The following is a 21,652-nucleotide window of genomic DNA, read 5'->3' as shown; positions in this document are numbered from 1 at the left end:
ATAGGACCTGTGGAACATTGAATCATAGGGTCTAAAACACAATAAACATACTCTTAACCTCCTAGCACTCATATCCGCTGATACACATGAATACTGCATTTCTATTCAGTAACGACGAGTAAATCTATAATTATACTTCATCTACAATCATCCGGTTTCTATGTTTCACCAGTTACCTCTCATATTCCACCTCCTCTTCAGCTGAGACACTGGTGAGTCTCACGTGTTCAACTCCCCGTAGACCCATCATCCTCTCTGTGAGTTCACGTATCTCTGCAACATCACCCCTCACCACGAGGACCTCAAGGCGATGTTTTTCTGTGAGATGAACCCTCATGACAGCGTCTATGTACTCCCTGTAGTGGTGCTGTATGTCGGCTATTTCCTCCATTGCCCCTGTGTGGTGGTTGTAGATCACCGAGACTATCCCTGTCCTCTCACCCTCCATCTCATTCATCCACCTGTACCTGACAATGTAGTCCTTTATGGCATCCCTTATACCCTTGGACCTTGACTGGTATCCACGGTTCCTCAGTATCTCATCAAACTCCTCAAGAAGTTTACTTGGAAGAGACATGCTTATCCTGGTCATTGTGGTCATGGTATCACCCCTGATCTGTGACACCCTTTAATCTGTGTATGAGGTATAAATAATTAAATATTATTTAATGTCAGAATAGCATGAGATGTGTATTACTATACTTACGTCTGATCTTATAACTCCATCCATAGATGTGTCTGGGGGGTCTAATTCCTGGTTTGAAAGATCGGATAATCACGGTCAGATTACCCCATTAAAATGAAATACTTTCCTTAGAGGTTCCTCCCTGGACTGCGGGCCCTCATAAGGTTTATCTCCCTCCTGGAGTCATCCCCTGGCACCATACCCCCAGGGATCTCCATGGTGACACTCCCAACACCAACCCCGAGCAGCCTGTCGCCTAACATGACACTGCGCATGCTCTCTGCAATGCCTGTACCCTCAAGGTGTTCCTCTGTGTGACCTGCAGAGCAGAGCACCACAGCCTTTTCAATGTCGATCCTAGTACCCCGCTCTCCATCCTCATAGAAGTAGGCGTACCCGTAGGTCCAGCCCCGGTCAAACCATCCCTTGAGTTTCGCGGGGCAGTCACTCCACCAGAGGGGATAGATGAACGCAAGGACATCGGCCCTCCCGATCTTCTCATGCTCCTCCATAACATCCCCTGGTAAGGGTGACCCCGCGTCCTGGCTGATCTCCCTGAGGTACTCCTCCTGACTCAGCTCCGGCCTGAAGTTCATCCTGTAGAGGTCCCCGATCTCATATGTGTGCCCGGCTTCACTGAGGCCCTCTGTAAATGCCTCAAGGACTCCCCTGAAAAGGACTTCCTGGATGGATGTGTAAAGAGAATATAGACGTGCATATGAATCCCCTGCCATGTTATGTTGCAGGACACATTTATAATCCTCAGGAGGTAAATGGGCTCCATGTTACAGAGCACACCTATTAAAGTCTCCTCCTGTAGTGAAGCTCCCTGAAGGGTACCGTGACCTCTGTACCCCCTCCATCCTCCCTGAGGAGTATCCTCAGGTCTCCCTCTATCTGCCTGGCGAGGTTCAGTGCAAGTTGGAGGCCCATCCTCTTTTCACCTGAAAACCCCACACCATCATCCACTACCCTCAGACAGTACTCTGAGTTCATTCTGCTGATTTCAACCTTCACGGTGCCTCTACCTTCAGGAAATGCATGCTGAATGGAGTTGGATACCAGTTCATTTACTATGAGGGCCAGTGGCATTGCTGTCTCAACGTTGAAGACATGCCGGGCGTCTATGTGGAATTCAACATCCACTGCATCAAATACTGATCTGAGGTTCTCTGCTATCCTCCCTATGCACTCATGCATCTTCACCTCTGCCAGGCTCCCCAGCCCATAAACGGATTCATGGATGGCTGCCAGGGTCTGGACTCTGGTTGATGTCCGGACGAGAGCCTTCCTTGCATCTCCACTTGCGGATCTCATCTGCATGTTTATGAGGCTAAGGATGATCTGGAGGTTATTCTTCACCCTGTGATGGAGTTCCCGGAGCAGCGCATCCTTCTCCATGATGTTCCGCTGGAGTTCCTCCTGTGTCCTCATGAGGTCTGTTATGTCTGTGAGGGAGATTATTGCCCCTTCATCCAGGGGAATGTACCAGCCGGTGAAGTTTCTATCCCCCGCTTTAAGGCTCCTGATGTATGAGGGCGCCCTGGCATCCATGAACCTATCATGAATGGACCTGAAGTCAATTCCAAGTTTCTTCATTGCCCTGTTGAGGTGCAGTGGATTGCCGTCTTCATCGATGACTGCAACGGCCTCCTCAAGGTTCTCAACCACATCCCTGAAGAATCTGCGTGCCCTCCTGAGCCCCCTTTCATTCATGATGCGTTCATGGTCAACTGTGTTGAGCCTGTAGGCTGTGAAGGTTATGGTAACTATGATGAGCGCAACTGTCAGTGAAAGGAGGAATATCTCTGCAGGGAATGGCAGCTGGTCCCGGCCCCTCAGGATCAGGATTCCTGTGACCGTTATGGCTGTGAGCATGGTTGCAAGGAGCACCCGTGCCGTGTATCCCCCCATCATCCCTGAGAAGAGTGGTTCAGTGACTCCCCTCTGGGGATAGAGGCCCAGTAACCCCACAGCGGCCATGAGGAGCTCAGCTGAAATGATGGGGTCCACCCTGAGTGCCTCAACAACCTCCACCACACCTGTGAGGTGGGTCATCACCAGGGCATAGGCTATGATCCCTGTGATGTATGCCAGTGTCTGCCCGGCATGGTAGTGTCTGCGGATAAGGAGAATCAGGCTGAGCGAATAGGCCACCAGCAATGATACAGGTAAAACTGTATGCAGACCCTGAAATCCCGCAAATTGAATGAACTGGAGTGGGATTATCATGATGGATAGGGAAAGTGCTGTTCTTCTGTGGGAGAAGCCGGCGAGAATTATCGATGCACCAAGCAGCACAAGAGACATGTGGAGGGTGGGGAGGTCCTCGGGAGACCATCCACCTCCAGCCATCATGAGGAGTGCCACGGATGAGAAGAGAATCAGAAAGAACCCCATCAGATGGGGCACAGTATTTTTCATTTTCATATCCTTTTTGGAGGGAACAAACTCCATCTGAACACCTCATACCTATCTGAGGAGGTTAAACATAAAAATTTTTTGAAAAAACAATAAAAATGTGGTTATTAAATCCCTGAAACCGCATTCATCATGGCAATGAACAAAAAGAGTCATTTTATCTGTTACAGGTGTCCGGTTATCCCTGACCCCTGATCCGATTCACCTGTGTAAGGTGAGGACACAAAGATTATATACTGTTTACCACACAGTAATGTGCACAACACATAACTGTGTAATATGAGGGTCATGAGATGGGTGGCATATGTGAAAGATTCGAAAAGGAAATCAGGCGCGGGGCCATACAGCTCGCAGTGGTCTGCCTCCTTGAAAGGGAACTTTACGGCTATGAAATCGTGAAAAAACTCAAAGAATCAGGGTTCAGGGTCGAGGAGGGAACCATCTACCCACTTCTGAGGAGACTCGAGGGGGAGGGAATCCTCAAAAGCACGTGGATGACAGGTGAGGCAAGGCCCAGAAAATATTACAGAATCACCGATTACGGTAAGAAGGTCAGAAAAAAATGGCTTGAATTTTTCAGGGCAGTGAACCAGGCCCTCAATGAAATTGAAACCACAATGGAGGAATATCAATGAATAAACTTGATGAATTCATAGAAAGGGCGACCCTTAGACTACCCCCAGAGGAAAGGGAGGAGGTTGCCCGTGAACTCAAAACCCACATACTTGACAGTGCAGAGGCAATAGCCGCATCAAGAAAAACCGATGTCACCAAGGAGGTGATAGCCGAGGCCCTGGAGAGGATGGGCCCAGCAGAGAAAATAGCAGAGATGTACCCCTCAGAGAGGAAATGGAAACCTGGAAAGATCGTGGAGTCAGGAATCTGCGCAAGGTGCGGTACCTGTGCCGTTATATGCCCCAACAACATCATATCCTTCGACGGACGCCCAGAGCTCCGGGAGGAGTGCCTCAGAAACGGCCACGGTATGTGCTTCGAGGTATGCCCCAGGGTCTCCTCAGACGGTTACCAGATCAGCATAAGGGAGAAGTTCCAGGAGAAAGTCTACCATGGAAGGGGACCCGTCAGGGGCCAGGACGGTGGCGTGGTGACATCATTCCTCAGGCACCTCCTTGAGAAGGGTGAAATCGACGGCGCCATAGTCGTGGGTGACGAACACTGGAAACCTGTATCACTCCTTGTACAGACCGCAGAGGACCTTGAGGAAACAAGCGGGTCAAAGTACAGCATATCCACCCTTGAAGCACTGAGAACAGCCGGAGACCTTGAAATTGAAAGGGTGGCAGTTGTTGGGCTTCCCTGCCAGATAAACGGCCTCAGGAAACTCCAGTACTTCCCCTACCTTGCAAAGCATGACCTGGAACTTGGAAGAAAGGGTAAACCCGTGAAACTCCCCGAGATACGTTACCTTATAGGCCTCTTCTGCACCGAGAAATTCGAGTATGGCGACCTCAGAAAGGTGCTGAGGGAAAATGGTATCAGAATGGAGGACGTTGAAAAATTCAGCATCCGGAGGGGTAAACTTGAGGTTGACCTTGGTGATAGGAGGGAAACCCTGAACCTCAGGGACATCAGGATCTCAGAGGGCTGCAGATCCTGCAGGGACTTTGACGCTCGCCTTGCAGACGTCTCTGTGGGCTCCGCTGGAAGCCCAGAGGGCTACTCAACCATCATAGTGAGAACCAGGAGGGGCGCTGAAATAGCCGGTGCAGTTGAACTCAGGGAGGGTGCAGACACCGCAAAAATAGAGAAGATGAGGGACCTGAAACTCAGAAGATTCCAGAGGGAACTTGAGAGAAGGAGAAAGAGTGGTGAATACATCTCCTTCTACTGGACCTCAGATTACCCTGGCGTATCCAGGAGGGCCGATGGTACCTACTTCATAAGGGTCAGGGCCCGGCCATCAGGCTGGTACAGCCCTTCAGAGGTGAAGGAACTTGTGAGGATCGCCGAAAAATACGGTGCACGAATCAAGGTCACCAACAGGGGATCCTATGAGCTCCACGATGTGAGTGGCTTTGACGTTGAGGACGCCGTTGCTGAACTCAACTCCGCAGGGCTCCTCACAGGCTCAGAGGGTCCCCTTGTAAGGGCCACACTTGCCTGTCCAGGTAAGGAGAACTGTGGCAGCGGGATCATAGACACCACAGCAATCTGCAGTGCCATAGAGGATAGGTTCAGGGAGATGCCAGCACCCTACAAGTTCAAGATAGCGGTGAGTGGCTGTCCAAACAGGTGCATGAGGCCCCAGATCCACGATGTGGGTGTCGCGGGTGTTGAGTTCCCTGAGACGGTTGAGGAAATCTGTAACGGCTGCGGCAGGTGCTTCGAGGTCTGCAAGGTGGAGGCCATCAGCGTGCGTGGTGAGACATCCTACACCAACCATGACCTCTGTGTGGGCTGCGGTAAATGCATAAGGGAGTGCCCACACACTGCAAGGAGTGCCCGTGAAGAGGGTTACATAATCTACATAGGCGGTAAGGCTGGTAGAGAACTGGTTGAGGGTATAAAGACCCGTGTTGACACTGTTGATGAGATACTGGAATACATAGACGCTGTTATCAGGGTCTACACCAGGTATGCCAGTAAGCCGCAGAGGGAGAGGCTCGCGTCAACCATGAAACGTGTCGGTGAAGAAAAGTTCATGGGTGAGGTGAGGGGGCTCCTAAAGGAGAGATCACATAACCAGTGAGAAGGAATAAAAAAAGGAGGAATCCCAGCGGGGATCACTCTAACTTCACAGTCTCAAGTATGGAGTCAAATGTTGCGTCATTCTTTGGTCCGCTGTACATGAATGCATAGCCGCTTGTCCTGTTGAGTTTCAGGTACACAAAAACCGTCTGAGTCGTTGAATCGGTGGCCTTCACCATTGCTGCGTTACGCCCGGCGACCTTTATTATGCTGGATGATACAACACCCTCATTGCTGGCCATCTCCTTCCTGACGGTTTCAGGATCCTTCAGGTAGTAACCTGCGCCTGCACTTACCTCTGCAACTGCAAGCTCTGAGGTGCTGTTACCAAGGTAAACTATGACATCCTTGGAGATTCCCACCTCCTTCTTGAAGGCCCCCTGGGCCCCTGCAGGGTCAAGGGTCTCCCATGATGCGGGATATGTGAAGTTCAGTTTTCCGTCAGAGAAGCTCTTATACTGGGGCTCCTCACTCACACAACCAGATACAAGGACCGTTGCGGCCACAAGAAACAGAAATAAAATTTTCTTCATATTCAACCTCCCTTAATAATTGTTGTCATGGATATGATTTATAATTTATCCCGGAGCCCATCAACATATATAGGTGGCCGTTGAAAGATCAGGAACTATGCGTGGTGGCCATGTGGCGGCCAGGTCAGGGTTTTTGGGAACTATATATATACTTCCTCCCCGTGAATGGTTCCCTTTCACTGTAGGGGTTTACTGGTTTTTGGGAACTATATATATACTTCCTCCCCAAAGTATAAACACCCGCATGATTAAAGATTCATGATCTGTAGAATTGATTTTAGGTTGATAACCATGAAGGTGAAGGAATGGTGTATGTTCTGTGGGGAATGTGCAGGTGTGTGCCCACGGAACCTCATAGAGGTCAGGGAGAATTCCCTGAAATTTTCAGAGGATCAGTGTAGGGAATGCAACATATGCATACAGGTGTGCCCTGTTAGGGCCCTTGAGAGGTGATTGACATGGTGACTGAAGTTGATGTCCTTGTGATTGGCGCTGGACCAGCCGGTTCAACAGCAGCAAAACACGCCGCCATGGGCGGTGCAAGTGTACTCCTCATTGACAAGAAATCAGAGATAGGGGCCCCAAAGAGGTGCGCCGAGGGGGTCTCTGTTGGGGGCCTCGAGTCCCTGGGGATAGAGCCAGACCCCCGCTGGATCACAAAGAAACTTGATGGTGTGCGTCTGGTCTCCCCCAATGGCACAGATGTATGGCTGACCTCAGATAAGGTGGAGCTGCCAGAGGCAGGATACATACTTGAGAGGAAGGTCTTTGACAAGCACATGGCAATGGACGCCGCGAGGGCAGGTTCACGGATCATGGTGAAGACCCTTGCAACCGGTATGGAGAAGACCGAAGATGGATACCTTGTCAGCGCAGAGTGCATGGGCAGGGAGTTTGAGATAAAGGCCAGGATAGTTATTGCAGCCGACGGCCCCGAGTCAAGGGTTGCAAGGTGGGCCGGCCTAAACACAGCCACAAGGCCCAAGGACATGGAGTCAGCGGCCCAGTTCGAGATGGTCGGAGTGGAGATGGAGGACAATAACTGCATCGAATTCTACTTTGGAAGCGTGGCCCCCGGTGGATACGCCTGGATCTTCCCAAAGGGTGATGACATCGCCAACGTGGGCCTGGGTGTTCTCTCAACAGAGACCGATAAGAGCGCCTATGAGCACCTGCTTGAATTCGTTGAGTCATGCCCGGCAACAAGGAACGCCCAGCCTGTTGAACTCAACATAGGTGGGGATCCGGTTGGTGGAATGCCAAAGGAACTTGTGGCAGACAGCCTCATGGTTGTGGGGGACGCTGCAGGTCAGGTGAACCCCCTCACAGGTGGTGGTATAATAAGCGGTATGACCGGTGGTATGCTGGCAGGAAGGGTTGCTGCTGCAGCGGTCAGTGAGGGTGATGTCAGCAAAAAGAGGCTCAGTGAATACGAGAGGCTCTGCCGTGAGGAGATCGGGAAGGAGATAGACAGGTACCTCAAGGTCAAGGACTACATGCTTACACTCAGTGACAGTGAACTCGATTCAATCGCAGAGGCATTCCAGGATGTTGAGTTTGAGAAGGTGAGCACCACAGAACTTGTTAAGAAGCTCATAAAGGTCTCGCCAAAGGCCCTCATTAAACTGGGCAAACTCTTCTAATTTTATATTTTGAGTCAGTGAAGAACCCATCAACTGAAACCTATCCTTTTAATCTATTTCTAGAAAATTTAGTTAAACTTATCTGATCTGATTTTTTAGAATTCTCCACTCTAAAAAGAAAATCTGAAGAGCATCCTAACCCACAAGAAGCACCGCTATGCATACCAGGTAGAATGCCACAAGAACCCTGTGGTAAATCAGATCAGCCACCTCCACCATCCGCTCCCTTTCTGTGAAGTTGGACAGATAAAGTGGTACCGTGGCTATGAATGGCGGGACTATTACAAGGAGGATCTGCAGCATGCTGATGTAACCTCCAGTGTAACTCCAGGCAAGGAGGACACAGAACAGGACAGAAACCAGGGTTGTAGGGGCCTTTCTCTCCTTGTACATGAGGTATGTGCCCATACCTGCAAGGTACATTAAAACATAGACCGGGACCGGGACAGTGAGAATACCCCCCAGGAGGACAGAGGCGGATGCCAGCCTCAGAACAGTGTTTGTAGCGGTACTTGCAAGTGGTGCAAGCGGTGTGTCCTTCAGTCTGAGGGGTGGGAGTGTATAGATGAACTGGTTGAGGACCATGAGAAGGAGTAGGAGGCAGAATACCGGCTGGATGATATATGCCACCACGGTGGACACTACGAGAAGGACGCCTATAAAAAGCATGACCTCTCTGGGCTCAACATGGTTCTCTATGAAGGGTCTTCCCCTTTTCATGCGGTCGTTCCTGTCAGTTTCAATGTCAGTGAAGTCGTTAAGTGAATAGAGAGCCCCCCAGAGGAGCGTCACGGTGAAGAGTCCTGAAATGAATCTGATGGGGTCTGCATCTGAGGCATAGGTGAGTGCCAGAAGGTACATGTGGATGTTCTTGGCACACCAGCTCATTCTCGTTGAACGCAGGAGTGTACTCAGCATGATCTCATCTTCTCCAGAAGGGTTCTTGGTCTGCACCCATATAATTCTATGTAACGCCTTATCTCTTCCTCATCAGCACCTGAATGGGCCTTTATTATATTTAAGGTTTCAGTTACGGTGTAATCTATCCTCACAGCCGTGAAGAGGATCCTGAGGGAGTGGAAGAGCACTGATGAGAGGATGGGTATGTCGGTGAAGATGTCCAGCTTTTTACCCCTGAAGTAGAACCTCCAGGCTGTCTGGAAGATTATGTTCATGTTCCCAAATGCCCCCCTGTTTCTTATGTACTCATGGATGCATCTGAGGTAGAACTTCAGTGTTTCAGATCCCGCCGTGGCTGTCCACTGACTGAAACCCGTGAACTCTGAGAAATCGTGGCTGTCATGGAACCTGTCAGCAAAGACCACAGCATCAAATTCACCAAGTTTCCTGTAAAGATCCCCCCTGTTATCTGCACCGAGCTCCGCCTTCATCTCATCCAAGAGGTGCCTGAACACATAATCTGCGTCCACATCCGCTGACTCAAGGTTACACGGCACCTCATATACATCAAGCCCCACCTCCTGGATACCCCTGTAGAGGTTGGCTGATTTACCTGTCCCTGGGGCGCCCACAACATGGAGTATGTTCCCGCGGCAATCCCTGAGGACCTCAAGGGCTTCAAGGAGCCTTCTGTAGGACTCAGTCTCAACGAAGACACTGTTATCAGATGCCGAGTTCACCTTGTAGTCCATAATAATAATTAATGACAGGAAACATATAATCTGTTAGGTGATACCATGAACCTCAAGACCCGTGCATTCAATGATGGCGGAAGAATACCCTCAAGGTACACGTGTGATGGTGAAAACATATCGCCACCCCTGGAATGGGATGGCGTCCCTCCAGAGGCCCGGTCCCTTGCCCTCATATGCGATGACCCCGATGCCCCAACAAAGGTCTGGACCCACTGGGTGATATTCAACATACCCCCAGACTCCAGGGGCCTTGACGAGAATGTTCCAGACATGGAAAGGCTACCTGATGGCTCAGTCCAGGGCTACAACGACTCTGGAACCATAGGCTACAGGGGCCCCTGCCCCCCATCCGGTGTGCACAGGTACTTCTTCAGGCTCTACGCCCTTGACACCATGCTGGACCTTGAACCAGGCACAGGCAAGGAGGACGTCCTCGAGGCAATGGAGGGCCATGTACTGGCTGAGGCAAGGATAGTGGGGCTCTACAGAAGAGAATAGCTCATTCAATCAGTAAAGGTCACTGCAGACTGGAAAATCTAACTAATACAGAAAAATCAACTAAATATTGTTGGGAACCCTAAGCTTGGCAGGAAGCGCCTTTATACGGGCGGGTGCACCGATTGCCAGTGACCATGGGGGCACGTTCCTTGTTACAACCGCACCTGCCGCCACCATTGCACCCTCACCCACCTCGATCCTGGAGAGGAAGGTGGAGTTTGCACCTATGGATGCCCCCTGCCTTATTATGGGGCCCCTCAGTTTGTACTTGACCCTTATGGGGTAACGGTCGTTGGTGAAACAGGCACAGGGCCCTATGAAGACGTTATCCTCTATGTAACTGTTCTTTGGCAGATACACATTTGACTGGATGCTTACATTGCTCCCTATCTTTGAGTGGCCCTCAATGACAGTGTTTGTACCGATAAGTACATCATCACCTATGGTCGTCTTCTCCCTTATGAGGACGTTGTGGCCGGTTCTGAGGTTATCACCTATGGTAACATCATTGTATATCACGGTGTTTGAGCGCAGGAGAGGGTTTTTACCTATAACAGGGGGTTTACTGAACTTCTTGTAACCATAACCAACTATTATATTCTCACTTTCCCTTTTATAACCCCATTCTTTTTCCTGATCACCGAAAAGAAGGCTTTTGATGTTTGGCATTTGCCTATGCATCCCCCAACACGGTTTTATTAAAGTTCAGGTACTGCCTGAAGATGAAATCCATATTCACTCTTTATATTAAATATTGGCCGTATCTATAATATACTTTACTTCATGCAGACCATCTATCATTTCATCAGACCATAAAAAAGGTACTTCATTTCAGGTGAATAATTCAGGGGAGGATTCTATGGATACAGATGAACTTGCTGTTCTCATAAGGGAGGTCAGATTCGAGATAGGCCATGAGGATACAGAGGTACGGATAGCCGAGGCCATATTCAATGGGGAAAGGGATGAACTCCTCATAGTCGCACCTGACCGTTCTGATAAGTCCATCATAATAGGGAAGGGTGGATGGGTTGTGGGCAGGCTACGGGAGAGACTTGGTATCAGCAGGATCCATGTTGAATCAGAGATCGACCTCATCATGAGGAGGGAACGGGTTAAATTTGCACTTGAGCGACTGGCTGAACTCAGGGGATCCTTCAGGGTGCTCTCCCTCCTGGAGGAACCGCTGAGGAAACGGCTTGAATACCCTGCGGGACTTGACTTTCTCACAGAAAGTGACAGTGCACCCCAGCACAGCATCAGAGAGCCCGACACTGCTGTGGCACTATCAGGGGGTACTGACAGTTCATTCTCACTCATAGCGGCCGTTAAACTTGGTTTAAAACCTGCCGCATTCACCGCTGACCCCGGCACCATAATACTTCCAGGGCACGTCAGGAGGGCTGTGGATGAACTCACCACTTCCCTTGGAGTGAGGCACCAGTACATCAAGATGGACCTCAGTGAACTTCAGAGGGATGCCCTCGAGGGGAGGTTCCACCCCTGCGGCAGGTGCTCATCCATGATTGAGGAAGTCATCATGGAGAAAATAAAGAATGAGGGAATTGATACTGTGATATTCGGTGATCTCCTCTCAACAGGATACGGTTCCCTCCAGGTGCGCGATGATATCCTCCGTGTTAATCTACCGGCACTCTTTGCAGCCTCAAAGCAGGAGCTGAGGTCCGCTGTATCCCCTTATGGCCTCAGAGCCTCTTCAGGGTTTGGCTGTCCACTCCTGGGGGAGGTTCACCGCAGGTATCCACATATGATGCGCTACTCAATCCAGAGGGTCCTCAGGGAGACCCGTGCCGGTGTTCTTGAACCCGGTGAGGCCCTGGAACTCGTATGGAGTATCTGCGGCTCCCGGTGAACTAACTGAATATCTTTAGAAGACCGTAGGCTATGAGGAACACACCAACCAGATACCCCACAAGCTGCGGGTATATTATCATCAGTATACCGATGAGTACCGCCAGAAGTCCAACAACCCTTGTTTCAGTTTCAGATTTCATGTAATAATTATATGTCAAAAATGATATATAAAATTTCTGCCCAGTAGAAAAAAATAACCCTTAAAAGCCCATCTCAGACTCCGATATATGAAATTTCTGACCGGTGAGAAAAAATAACCATTAATCTGTCCTTTCGGACTCCACAAAGGCTCTGATTTCATCAATGGCCGCCCTGACCATCTCAGGTGCCGGTCCGCCTGGAACCATCCTCATCCTGACATTCTCAAGTGGATCAAGGGCCCTTCTCACAAGTTCCTGGTCAAGTTCAAGTCTCCTCCCGGTGACCTCGAGGCTGACCTCATCAAGGTACTCTGAATCTATGTCAGAGGGCCCGAGTCCATCGGCAATGGCCCTTGTGACCAGCCTTCCAACTATCCTGTGGGCCACCCTGAAGGGTACGCCGCGCTCCCTGACAAGGATATCTGCAAGGTCCGTTGCTGTTGCAAAGTTGGCCCCTGCAAGTTCAAGTGCCCGCTCCCGGTTAACCCTGATGCCCAGGAGCATTCCCCTCACGACACGGATCATTGACAGTGCCGTGTCCGTGGCCCTCCAGAGGTGGGGTGTGATCTCCTGGAGGTCCCTGTTGTAGGTGTAGGGGAGGGCCTTCATGATTCCAAGTACAGAGAATAGTGCCCCATGGACCGTGGAGGTCTTTGCCCGGGCTATCTCGGCCACGTCAGGGTTCTTCTTCTGGGGCATTATCGATGATGTTGATGAGAATTCATCAGGGATCTCTATCATGCCAAACTCGTAGGTGCTCCAGAGTATCATCTCCTCTGAGATCCTGCTGAGGTTCACCGCCAGCACTGAGAGGTCAAAGACTGCCTCCGCTATGAAGTCCCTTGCACTCACCGCGTCCATGGAGTTCCTCATGTAATCAGAGAACCCCAGAAGCTCCGTTGTGAGTTCCCTGTTTATCGGGAAGGTTGTGGTTGTCATGGCTGCAGAACCCAGCGGGTTGATGTCAACCCTCTTCAGGGTGTCCTGGAGCCTCTCATAGTCCCTCTTGAGGGAGTGGGCATAGGCCATGAGGTGGTGGGCAAGGGTTGTTGGCTGGGCATGCTGGAGGTGGGTGTAACCAACCATGACAGTCCCTGTGTGCTCAAGTGCCATTTCAGCTATCCTATCAATAAAATCAAGGAGTTCGTGGCTGATTACTTTTATCTTCTCCCTCAGGGCCAGGCGGAGGTCAGTTGCAACCTGATCGTTCCTGGATTTACCTGTGTGCATGAACCCTGCTTCCTCGCCTATCCTGGCTGTCACGTAGTTCTCAACAGCCATGTGGATATCCTCCACCGAAGGGTCCATGTCAAGGGCCTCGAACCCCTCCTCCCTCAGGGTTTCAAGGGCTTCTATGATCTTATCCGCCACTTCCTCAGGTATTATACCCTCATGGGCCAGCATGGTTGTGTGTGCAATGTTACATTCAACATCCGCCTCGAATATGTGGTGGTCGAATGTTAGGGATGAGGTGAACTCCGCTGCCTCATCCTCCATACCCCTCTTTAATCTGCCAGCCCTCAGGTTCAAGTTTCCACCTATTCCCTGTTTTTCCATTCGGTGTATCCGCACTTACCGCAGGCGTACCTGTCCCCATGGTCAGCCATGAAGACACCGTTTGAGCATCTCACACAGAAGGGGTTCTTCCTTACGAGTTTATCCCCCTTTACCTCGTAGAGTTCGAACTTCTTCATCTATTCCTCCTCCTCTTCCTCTTGTGCCTCTTTGTTCTTCTTTATGACGTGTTCAGGTTCTATCTCGGTGAGTTTATCCATTGAATCATATACCTTGGCGTACCCTGAGGCCCTTGGCTCGCCGAATCCCTGGTCGATCTTATCGACCACAAGGAGGTCCTTATCGGCGTCGAGCATTGCGACTAGTTTGTTCTTAACATCAAGGACCTTCGGTGTTGATTCACCCTCATATAAGCATTCGAACCTTATCTCCTTTCTGTTTAAGAGTGGGTTTTCCTTTTCCTCGATTATTCTGATCTCCATTCTATGCCTCCTCAAAGTTTTTTATGAGTTCTTCAGCTCTTTTCCGTGTTTCGATGGCCCTCACCAGCACAACACCCTCATTTGGCTGTCCATAAAGGATGACAGTGTCTGCCGGGGCCATTAAGATTGATGGTAAAACAGCCAGGTCCTCCTCTCCATCAACTACTATCATGAAGCGTTCACCTGCTCTGGCCCCATCTATGGCCTTTTTGATGGAGTTCCAGAGGTCCTCTGTTATGGTGCCTGGCGGGTTTGCAGATCTGATGATGGTTGCTGTGTCATTGAATTCATGGTCAGAATCCCTTCTCTGGATCCTGTTATCTATTATGCTGATGTCCGGTTTCAGGCCATGCTCCAGTGCATTGCGTGTTGTGACATCACCAACCGTTATGAGAAACGAATCCCCCACGTCAATGTTTCTGAAGGATTCGTGGAGCTCTCCAAGGGGTTTCTTGAGCTCTGCCCTGAGTTTTTCCGGTAGAATGTACACTATCTGACCCTCAGTGCGTATTCACCAGGAAGTTTTATATCCAGTTCCCTGGCTATATCTGATTTCTCTGGATCTATGATTATGAGCAGTCCGCTCCAGTTGGTGGATGCTGGAACATTGCAGACCGGGCAGCGTTCGTCGCTGGTGATTCTCTTACACCTTGTGCATGCCTTCTCAGTCATTTTTTACTCTTCCTCTTCTCTTCTTCAATCCATTCGAATTTACCAAGACCGGGCTGCCTCATGGTGAGCCCAACCTTCACGCCCTCTCTCCGGCCCTTGAGGCTCAGGGCGACTATCCTTGCCCTTACAAGGTCGCCCTCATCCAGGCGTTTACCTGTCTCCTTACCTGTGAGGGAGCCCTTCTTGGCATCATAGGTTATGTAATCGTCTGTAACCTGTGAAACGTGCACAAGACCATCCACCGGCCCAATGCGCACGAATGCCCCGAACTCTGCAATCTCTATTACCTCGCCCTCAACGATCTCATGGAGTTCTGGTTTGAAGAAGAGGGCTGTGAATGTCACCTCATGGTAGGCAGCGCCGTCACCCATTATGACCTTTCCGATTCCTATGTCCTCTATTTCCTTTACGGTTATCATCTGGCCGAGGTTCCTGTCCATCCTTCCAACGTAGGTTTCGTTGAGAACCTCTATGGCAACCTCCTCCAGTGGCTCCTCAAAGCGGTCTGGAGGTATTCTGACTGTATCAACAATTTTTGTTATATAATACAATGGGATCCCCCATTAAAGAATTACTCCATACATTTCTCTCTGTAGAGTTCTATGGAGTGGTTTACGGCTTCAAGTGCCTTTTCGGCGCCCTCCCATCCGATTATCTCTGTCTCCTTACCTTCAAGGTTCTTGTAGACCTGGAAGAAGTGTGCTATCTCCTTCAGGATGTGCTCGGGTATGTCTGATATATCATTAACATCGCTGTAGTGGGGGTCCTCCACGGGCACCGCCAGGATCTTGTCGTCCTGGTCCCCACCATCTATCATCCTGAGAAGGCCTATGGGCCTTGACTCTATGATGCATCCAGGAAATGTTGGCTCATCCATGAGTACCATGATGTCCATGGGATCGCCGTCATCGTAGAGGGTCCGGGGTATTATACCGTACTCTGCAGGATAGAATACCGGTGAGTAAAGCACCCTGTCAAGTGCGAATGCCTCGAGGTCCTTGTGGTATTCATACTTGTTCCTTGAACCCCTGGGTATTTCAACAACTGCATACACTACCTCTGGTACTGATGGTCCAGGTTCAATATCCTTCCACAGATTCATGAAAAACCTCCTATTTATATATGCCCATCAACTGCAAGATATTTTTTCTGCCTCAGGTACACCACGGGTATGCCCTGTGACCTCGCCCTTTCCCTGAGCTCCCGGTCAGCAGTACAGAGCACGTCTGAGATCCTGAGAAGCGCGTCGTCAACAGATTCGCCCTCATGGAGTTTCTCATCAACCACCCTGAATGGTGGCCTTCGTGCAAGGGCAAGGCCAATGGAGGCGGCTATCCTTGCATCACCACCTGAATGCCTCCTTATACCCTCAAGTTCCCCTATCACAAAGGATGGGACAAGGAGCTCATGGGTCGGGAAGAGTCTCCGGAGCTCAGAGACTATGTCGACCCTGAACTGGTGGGGTATCATAAAAAATTGGTGTCTATAACCACCCTATTTGATGATACCATATCCTATCAGCCTCCATCTTGCTCCAACCCTTCTTGATAGGGCTATCCTCTGACCCTCCTCTGCGCAGGCGGGTAGTTTCAGGACGACATCGGCGTCATCAGCCCTCGCTGATTTAACAACACCCACGGTGGTTGTGGTACCCACGTTTATCATCAGGGGCTCCCCTGTCTTTATGGGCTCCACCTTGGTCTCCTCCTTGGTACCCACGACCCTCTCAAGGAGGTGGGTCTCCATTGTGAAGGAGTGCCTCACAGGTGGCAGGGTGCCGGGTTCACCGGCCACTGAACCTGAAAGTGAGTCTGCCTTGGTCAGTGAGGGGTCAAGGAGGGTTCCGACACCCACAAGGCCCCCGGGACCAACCTCATCCATCTCCTCTCCCCCTGCCACAAGGCCTGTGATGGTGGAGTGGAGGCTCATCCAGGACTGTTTACCGTCCTTTTTAACCTGTATGCCGGGTTTTATCTCTATCTCATCCCCGACCCTGAATTTACCCTGGACAAGTGAGCCTCCTATAACTCCACCTGCAAGGTGTTCAGGGTCAACCCCTGGCTTGTTTATATCAAAGGACCTGGCCACGTACATCCTGGCAGGCTTATCAACATCCCTTTCGGGTGTTTTGATTTTCTCCTCAATTGTCTCAATGAGAATGTCAATGTTGGCGCCCTGCTGTGCAGATACAGGTATTATAGGTGCATCCTCGGCACATGTGCCCTTCACGAATTCCTTGATCTCCCTGTAACTCTCAAGGGCCCTTTCCCTGGAGACTATATCTATCTTGTTCTGGACAACGATAACATCCTTAACCCCTATCACATCCAGAGCCATGAGGTGCTCCTTTGTCTGGGGCTGGGGGCATGGTTCATTGGCGGCTATTACCAGTATGGCGCCGTCCATGAGGGCGGCTCCAGAGAGCATGGTTGCCATGAGTGTTTCATGTCCCGGTGCATCCACAAAGGATACCTTTCTCAGAAGCTCGGTCTCTGTGCCGCACCTCTCACAGATCTCTGCGGTTGTGTAGCACATGGGGGCTTCACACTGGGAGCACTTCCTGAAGGTTATGTCAGCGTAGCCAAGACGGATTGATATGCCCCTCTTGGTTTCCTCACTGTGGGTGTCTGTCCAGACACCTGAAAGGGCCTTTGTAAGGGTTGTTTTACCATGGTCCACGTGCCCCACAAGACCAATGTTTATTTCAGATTGATTTTTCACGGATTACACCTATAAAATCTTTTATTATTCCTCATCGGCGCCAAGGAGCTCTTCAAGTGGCTTCTCACCCTTTTGGATGACCACGGTGTTTATCTGTACTATGTCCTCTGATACAGTGTTTCCCCTGAATGTTTTCCTTCTCCTTTCACCCTTACGTGCAGGCTTGTACCCCACACCACCTGATACAAGGCTTCTAACTCTCCTTGCACCTGGTACTGTCTTCTTCATTGGGAAACCGTTCTTATCGCTTCCACCTGTGATTTTCAGTCTGTATCCCTTGAGGCCTATCACTGAACCATCGAATTCGTCCCCTATTGTGAGGCCAATGAGGGCCTTTGATTCTGATGGTTCTACCTCCATCTGGACACTCTTCTCCTTATCTGAAATCACAACCTTAAATGCCAATATATCTCCTCCTTTCTTCAATTAAAATGGTGCCTTCATTCCCCAGTCAGGATTCTTCTTCCTCTTGATCTCAGCTATCCTCTCCAGAAGATCAAGTTCTTCCTCTGTGAGATCCCCTGAAAGTTCATCCACGAGTATTCTGTAGTGGTTCTCGGGTATGTCAACGTAGAGCGTGTCGCCCTCATTGATTGTCTTCCCGTAAACGGCGTCCTTGATTGCCATTGCAACCTTCTGGCCGCGTGATGCTGATTTGAGGTTTTTACCCTTATCCTGCATGCTCTCAACGGTACCAACAGTTTCTCCTTCCTCGTTCATGAGGGGGTACTCCTGCTTTATGACACCTGCAAGGACCTCAACACCCCCAATTGCCGGCTTGCTCTGCCTGAAGACAAGTTTCGGGATGAGCCTTATGCTTGCAGGTTTTATAATCGCATCCATCCACTTTTTCTTCTTCTCTTCCTCAATGGCCCTGACCCATTCCTCATATTCCTCCATGAGCCTGTAGATGACGTTCCCCTGGAAGAGTTTGATGTCTGAGTTCTTGAGTTCCTGGGCCGCTGATGGGATCACCTTCACGTTGAAGGCTATTATGGCCCCGTAGACCCTGTCCTCCTGGAGGGATATTCCTGCATTCACAACGTCCCTCCTTGAAACGTCCCCGATGTCAGCCACCTTGATGGGGACATCCATGTCCCTCAGTATCTTCACCACCGCTTCAAGGGACCCCAGGGTATCGGCCTTTACAACCACACCCGCCTCGTCGGTGTCTATCTTGATGTCCTCTATTTCACTGAGTATCTCCTCTCTGACCTTCTCTGGATCCGTCACCACACGGAGGGGTGAGCCCGCCATTACATCGTCGATGTCAGGTGCCACGATCTTTATACCTGCAGCAGCCACCACCTCGTCCACCTTCTGGAACCTCTTTCTGGACTCCCTCATCTCCTCGAGGGGTCTGGGTTTGAGAAGGGACCTTATCCTGGTGGATATGACATCCGTTGATGTCATCATGGCGATGGTGTCGTTCTTACGGAGTATGCCGTCATAGATAACAGCGTCAATGGTCATCCCGAGACCTGTCTCCTCCTTAACCTCAAGGATGGTCCCCCTGGCAGGGGAATCCTCCTCAATCTTCAGCTGTTCCCGGAGGTACTGCTGCGCAAGTCCCATGAGCATGGTGAGGAGTTCGGGTATTCCCTCCCCGGTAACAGCACTTATGGGTATTATGCTGACCTGTGAGGCGAAGTTGGTTACCCTGTCGAACCTCTCTGATTCAAAGCCCTCCTCGTGGAGTTTGCCCACAAGTTCATAGACCTTTGTGTCCAGTTTCTGCTGGACCTGAATGTCCTGTTTGCTGAAGGTCTCCATGAAGGGTCGGCCCTCATGGGCCCTCCAGCCGTGGATCTTGTCTATCTTGTTTGCAGCCACCACAAAGGGTGTCCTGTACATCTTCAGGATGTTGAGGGCCTCCTGTGTCTGGGGCTTGAATCCCTCATTTATATCAACGATGAGTATTGCAAGGTCTGCAAGGGCCCCTCCACGTTTACGGAGGGTTGTGAACGCTTCATGTCCAGGGGTATCTATGAAGAAGAGTCCTGGCAGCGTCTCCCTGATTGAGAATTTTTTAAGGAAATCTCCGCATATGTTTTCAATGACATCCATGGGTATCTCTGTGGCCCCTATGTGCTGGGTTATACCACCCGCCTCCCTTGCGGCAACTGCACTGCCCCTTATATGGTCAAGCAGGGTGGTTTTCCCGTGATCCACATGTCCGAGTACTGAAACTATGGGTGATCTGATCTTCATTGAAATCTCCGCGTTCATTCCTCGTATACCATTTCCCTATCAGGCATCTCATAGCTGCAAATTTCTGATTCCTTAAAGAAAAGTTTAATCTCCCTCTCAGCTGACTCTGGAGAATCTGAGGCATGTATTATGTTTCTACCTGTTTCAAGGGCGAAATCTCCCCTGATTGTTCCAAGTTCTGCCTCTGCGGGGTTTGTTGCTCCCACCATCTTCCTTATGATGGAGATGCAGTCCTTACCCTCTATGACCATTGCAAGGACTGGTGCTGATGTTATGTAGTCCACAAGGTCCCCGAAGAATGGTTTCTCCCTGTGTTCCTGGTAGTGTTCCATTGCAAGGTCTTCCGGGATCTGGAGCATCCTGGCGGCGACTATCTTGAGTCCCTTATCCTCGAAGCGGGATATTATCCTTCCTGCGAGGCGCCTCTTTACTGCGTCAGGTTTTAGCATTACAAAGCTTTTTTCCATCATTTTTTAACCCATTTAACTTTTCTTGGAACCCTTCCCAGTTTGATCATGTTTTTCTCGCATTTGCTGCTGCAGAAGAAATAGATTGTGCCGTCCTTCTTAACGTACATCTTTCCTGTACCTGGCTCTATTTCTTCATGGCAGAATGAACAGACTCTCATTTACAAACACCTGCCTGATCAGGGGGTCCTGATTTCCTTTGCCTCTCTGATTGTGTCAAGGAGCATTAGGATATCGCCTTCCCTTATTGGACCCATGACGTTCCTTGTGAGTATCCTTCCCTTATCTCTTCCATCAAGGATTCTGCACTTGACCTGCATTACCTCTCCAGTCATCCCGGTTCTCTTCAGAACCTCAATAACCTCTGCTGGAGTTGCTTCCTCCATTAAACCACCTTTATATTAAATTGAAGGTGAAAGGCTTTTTCTGCCTTTCATCTATTTTTTAAGTTCTTCAACCTTTTCTATTATTTCGTTTATGAGGTCCTCGGCGTCGCCGGCTTCAACTATGGCTGCTGATGCTGTGCCGACGTTGAGACCTGCGGCTGCACCCAGTTCATCCTTGGTTGGAAGGTATATGTATGGTATTTCCTTTTCCTCTGCAAGGAGTGGGAGGTGAGCCACGATTTCAGCTGGTTCAACGTCCTCAGCTATAAGTACGAGCTGTGCGACTCCCCTTTCAACTGCCTTGGTAACCTCGTTTGTACCCTTTGATATCTTACCTGTTTCCCTGGCTATTTCAAGTGCCTCTGCGGCCTTGTCAGCCAGTTCCTTTGGTACATCAAATTTCACATATATTGCCTTTGCCATGTTATTTACCTCCTTTTTCATCTGGTTTTTCTACCATCCATCGGTAATTACACCAATCTGGACAACTAATCCAAATTATGGATTAACATGAGGTGGGTAGTACCCTTTATATGTTCTCTGTATATAAAACTTGCTGGATACAGATTTTCATCAGAAATCGTACTTAGATTAATCCCGGATAATCCCGTTAGACACCCAGGAAAACAAGGATTAAATAAAATTGTGGGCTCATCACATATAAAGTTTTGCCGCAGGCAAAAAGGGAATGAATGATGGATGTATGTGAGAATTACATCCTCTTAGCTGCCAGTTCAATGTCAGAAGCCTTAACAGTTTTTCTTCCAGCATGTTTTGCAAGTTTAACTGCATTCAGGGCGATCTCTTCACCTTTGGCTTCAAGGACTTTTGCAAGGGCTTCCCTTGCATCATCACTTACCCTCTCTGCACCGGCATTCTTTATTATTCTTCCAATTGGAGCTATTGGCAATTCCATAATTAACCACCTCATTTTATGTAATATAATCTATTCATATTATCCTATATAAATATATCGTTAATCTGAAGGTCTCTCTGGCTCATTGATTGGTTCATGTGGCACCTAAACAGAATCAGTATA

Annotated in this window: 30 protein-coding genes; 6 read left to right on the top strand and 24 right to left on the bottom strand. The window is 49.8% G+C overall.

Annotation, left to right across the window (positions count from 1 at the left end; translation table 11 throughout):
• Positions 1-172: 172 nt before the first annotated feature.
• The 3 genes from nikR to QFX39_RS05505 all read right to left on the bottom strand — a co-directional run bounded on the left by nikR (position 173) and on the right by QFX39_RS05505 (position 3,142).
• On the bottom strand, positions 173-592 hold the full coding sequence (gene nikR, locus QFX39_RS05515; RefSeq protein WP_300478200.1) for a nickel-responsive transcriptional regulator NikR: 420 nt from the start codon (positions 590-592) through the stop codon (positions 173-175).
• Positions 593-813: 221 nt separating this feature from the next.
• Positions 814-1,419 (bottom strand): NAD(P)H-dependent oxidoreductase, encoded by a 606-nt coding sequence (locus QFX39_RS05510; protein ID WP_300478090.1) that lies wholly within the window; start codon positions 1,417-1,419, stop codon positions 814-816.
• Positions 1,420-1,486: 67 nt separating this feature from the next.
• Positions 1,487-3,142, bottom strand: coding sequence for a histidine kinase dimerization/phosphoacceptor domain -containing protein (locus tag QFX39_RS05505; RefSeq protein ID WP_300478088.1), 1,656 nt, complete (start codon positions 3,140-3,142; stop codon positions 1,487-1,489).
• 257 nt (positions 3,143-3,399) lie between these two features.
• Between QFX39_RS05505 and QFX39_RS05500 the strand changes: the two genes are divergently transcribed.
• Together QFX39_RS05500 and QFX39_RS05495 are read left to right on the top strand one after the other, a co-directional pair.
• Positions 3,400-3,741, top strand: coding sequence for a PadR family transcriptional regulator (locus QFX39_RS05500; protein ID WP_300478087.1), 342 nt, complete (start codon positions 3,400-3,402; stop codon positions 3,739-3,741).
• Complete coding sequence (locus tag QFX39_RS05495; protein ID WP_300478086.1) at positions 3,738-5,816, top strand: Coenzyme F420 hydrogenase/dehydrogenase, beta subunit C-terminal domain; 2,079 nt, start codon at positions 3,738-3,740, stop codon at positions 5,814-5,816. Before QFX39_RS05500 ends, QFX39_RS05495 begins: the two co-directional genes overlap by 4 nt.
• Before the next feature lie 34 nt (positions 5,817-5,850).
• Here the strand turns inward: QFX39_RS05495 and QFX39_RS05490 are convergent, their stop codons facing one another.
• Positions 5,851-6,348, bottom strand: a complete 498-nt coding sequence (locus QFX39_RS05490) for a hypothetical protein (protein ID WP_242451170.1) — start codon at positions 6,346-6,348, stop codon at positions 5,851-5,853.
• Positions 6,349-6,639: 291 nt separating this feature from the next.
• Here QFX39_RS05490 and QFX39_RS05485 point away from each other — a divergent pair, with 291 nt between their 5' ends.
• Together QFX39_RS05485 and QFX39_RS05480 are read left to right on the top strand one after the other, a co-directional pair.
• Positions 6,640-6,801, top strand: a complete 162-nt coding sequence (locus QFX39_RS05485; RefSeq protein ID WP_013295546.1) for a 4Fe-4S binding protein — start codon at positions 6,640-6,642, stop codon at positions 6,799-6,801.
• An 8-nt stretch (positions 6,802-6,809) separates the two neighbouring features.
• Positions 6,810-7,991 carry an NAD(P)/FAD-dependent oxidoreductase gene (locus tag QFX39_RS05480; protein ID WP_300478198.1) on the top strand — a complete coding sequence of 394 codons (1,182 nt, stop codon included), beginning with the start codon at positions 6,810-6,812 and terminating at the stop codon, positions 7,989-7,991.
• 135 nt (positions 7,992-8,126) lie between these two features.
• Here the strand turns inward: QFX39_RS05480 and QFX39_RS05475 are convergent, their stop codons facing one another.
• Together QFX39_RS05475 and QFX39_RS05470 are read right to left on the bottom strand one after the other, a co-directional pair.
• Positions 8,127-8,909, bottom strand: a complete 783-nt coding sequence (locus tag QFX39_RS05475; protein ID WP_300478083.1) for a UbiA family prenyltransferase — start codon at positions 8,907-8,909, stop codon at positions 8,127-8,129.
• On the bottom strand, positions 8,903-9,643 hold the full coding sequence (locus tag QFX39_RS05470; protein ID WP_300478082.1) for an ATP-binding protein: 741 nt from the start codon (positions 9,641-9,643) through the stop codon (positions 8,903-8,905). The genes QFX39_RS05475 and QFX39_RS05470 overlap by 7 nt, the downstream gene beginning before the upstream one ends.
• 45 nt (positions 9,644-9,688) lie before the next feature.
• Here QFX39_RS05470 and QFX39_RS05465 point away from each other — a divergent pair, with 45 nt between their 5' ends.
• Positions 9,689-10,144: a YbhB/YbcL family Raf kinase inhibitor-like protein gene (locus QFX39_RS05465; protein ID WP_300478080.1), complete on the top strand. Its 456-nt coding sequence runs from the start codon at positions 9,689-9,691 to the stop codon at positions 10,142-10,144.
• A 60-nt stretch (positions 10,145-10,204) separates the two neighbouring features.
• Here QFX39_RS05465 and QFX39_RS05460 read toward each other — a convergent pair whose 3' ends face one another.
• Positions 10,205-10,825 (bottom strand): acyltransferase, encoded by a 621-nt coding sequence (locus QFX39_RS05460; RefSeq protein ID WP_300478079.1) that lies wholly within the window; start codon positions 10,823-10,825, stop codon positions 10,205-10,207.
• 178 nt (positions 10,826-11,003) lie between these two features.
• Between QFX39_RS05460 and QFX39_RS05455 the strand changes: the two genes are divergently transcribed.
• Positions 11,004-12,017, top strand: coding sequence for an ATPase (locus tag QFX39_RS05455; protein WP_300478077.1), 1,014 nt, complete (start codon positions 11,004-11,006; stop codon positions 12,015-12,017).
• Between the two features lies 1 nt (position 12,018).
• On the opposite strand, the gene QFX39_RS05450 is transcribed toward QFX39_RS05455, so the two are convergent.
• From QFX39_RS05450 to hmtB, 17 genes are all read right to left on the bottom strand, one after another.
• Entirely contained in the window at positions 12,019-12,159 is a 141-nt protein-coding gene (locus QFX39_RS05450) for a DUF3096 domain-containing protein (RefSeq protein WP_171770393.1), read from the bottom strand.
• A 120-nt stretch (positions 12,160-12,279) separates the two neighbouring features.
• Positions 12,280-13,689: an argininosuccinate lyase gene (argH, locus tag QFX39_RS05445; RefSeq protein ID WP_300478075.1), complete on the bottom strand. Its 1,410-nt coding sequence runs from the start codon at positions 13,687-13,689 to the stop codon at positions 12,280-12,282.
• Positions 13,690-13,697: 8 nt separating this feature from the next.
• Positions 13,698-13,853: a 30S ribosomal protein S27ae gene (locus QFX39_RS05440; RefSeq protein WP_013295537.1), complete on the bottom strand. Its 156-nt coding sequence runs from the start codon at positions 13,851-13,853 to the stop codon at positions 13,698-13,700.
• Positions 13,854-14,156 carry a 30S ribosomal protein S24e gene (locus QFX39_RS05435; RefSeq protein ID WP_300478074.1) on the bottom strand — a complete coding sequence of 101 codons (303 nt, stop codon included), beginning with the start codon at positions 14,154-14,156 and terminating at the stop codon, positions 13,854-13,856. It abuts the gene before it with no gap.
• Position 14,157: 1 nt separating this feature from the next.
• The gene (locus QFX39_RS05430) at positions 14,158-14,646 is read right to left on the bottom strand and encodes a GTP-dependent dephospho-CoA kinase family protein (protein ID WP_300478072.1); all 489 of its coding nucleotides are present in this window, start codon (positions 14,644-14,646) and stop codon (positions 14,158-14,160) included.
• On the bottom strand, positions 14,646-14,828 hold the full coding sequence (gene spt4 / locus QFX39_RS05425) for a transcription elongation factor subunit Spt4 (RefSeq protein WP_013295534.1): 183 nt from the start codon (positions 14,826-14,828) through the stop codon (positions 14,646-14,648). Before spt4 ends, QFX39_RS05430 begins: the two co-directional genes overlap by 1 nt.
• Entirely contained in the window at positions 14,825-15,370 is a 546-nt protein-coding gene (gene rpoE / locus QFX39_RS05420) for a DNA-directed RNA polymerase (protein WP_171770409.1), read from the bottom strand. The genes spt4 and rpoE overlap by 4 nt, the downstream gene beginning before the upstream one ends.
• A gap of 29 nt (positions 15,371-15,399) precedes the next feature.
• Entirely contained in the window at positions 15,400-15,930 is a 531-nt protein-coding gene (locus QFX39_RS05415; protein WP_300478070.1) for an inorganic diphosphatase, read from the bottom strand.
• A 14-nt stretch (positions 15,931-15,944) separates the two neighbouring features.
• Positions 15,945-16,298, bottom strand: coding sequence for a twitching motility protein PilT (locus QFX39_RS05410; protein WP_300478069.1), 354 nt, complete (start codon positions 16,296-16,298; stop codon positions 15,945-15,947).
• Positions 16,299-16,322: 24 nt separating this feature from the next.
• Positions 16,323-17,549 carry a translation initiation factor IF-2 subunit gamma gene (eif2g, locus tag QFX39_RS05405; RefSeq protein WP_300478067.1) on the bottom strand — a complete coding sequence of 409 codons (1,227 nt, stop codon included), beginning with the start codon at positions 17,547-17,549 and terminating at the stop codon, positions 16,323-16,325.
• Positions 17,550-17,573: 24 nt separating this feature from the next.
• The gene (locus tag QFX39_RS05400) at positions 17,574-17,954 is read right to left on the bottom strand and encodes a 30S ribosomal protein S6e (RefSeq protein WP_048175184.1); all 381 of its coding nucleotides are present in this window, start codon (positions 17,952-17,954) and stop codon (positions 17,574-17,576) included.
• A 21-nt stretch (positions 17,955-17,975) separates the two neighbouring features.
• Positions 17,976-19,760 (bottom strand): translation initiation factor IF-2, encoded by a 1,785-nt coding sequence (gene infB, locus QFX39_RS05395; protein WP_300478064.1) that lies wholly within the window; start codon positions 19,758-19,760, stop codon positions 17,976-17,978.
• 14 nt (positions 19,761-19,774) lie between these two features.
• Entirely contained in the window at positions 19,775-20,230 is a 456-nt protein-coding gene (gene ndk / locus QFX39_RS05390; protein WP_300478063.1) for a nucleoside-diphosphate kinase, read from the bottom strand.
• The gene (locus QFX39_RS05385; RefSeq protein WP_013295526.1) at positions 20,227-20,388 is read right to left on the bottom strand and encodes a 50S ribosomal protein L24e; all 162 of its coding nucleotides are present in this window, start codon (positions 20,386-20,388) and stop codon (positions 20,227-20,229) included. The genes ndk and QFX39_RS05385 overlap by 4 nt, the downstream gene beginning before the upstream one ends.
• Positions 20,389-20,406: 18 nt before the next feature.
• Entirely contained in the window at positions 20,407-20,613 is a 207-nt protein-coding gene (locus tag QFX39_RS05380; RefSeq protein WP_013295525.1) for a 30S ribosomal protein S28e, read from the bottom strand.
• Between the two features lie 51 nt (positions 20,614-20,664).
• Positions 20,665-21,036 (bottom strand): 50S ribosomal protein L7Ae, encoded by a 372-nt coding sequence (gene rpl7ae, locus QFX39_RS05375; RefSeq protein WP_048176479.1) that lies wholly within the window; start codon positions 21,034-21,036, stop codon positions 20,665-20,667.
• A 289-nt stretch (positions 21,037-21,325) separates the two neighbouring features.
• Positions 21,326-21,529 (bottom strand): histone HmtB, encoded by a 204-nt coding sequence (hmtB, locus tag QFX39_RS05370; protein ID WP_013295523.1) that lies wholly within the window; start codon positions 21,527-21,529, stop codon positions 21,326-21,328.
• Between the last annotated feature and the right edge of the window lie 123 nt (positions 21,530-21,652).

This window comes from Methanothermobacter sp. (genome assembly GCF_030055425.1).
Taxonomy (GTDB): domain Archaea; phylum Methanobacteriota; class Methanobacteria; order Methanobacteriales; family Methanothermobacteraceae; genus Methanothermobacter.
The sequence above is the reverse complement of the archived record's forward strand: the minus strand, read 5'-3'. Positions and strand labels throughout refer to the sequence as shown.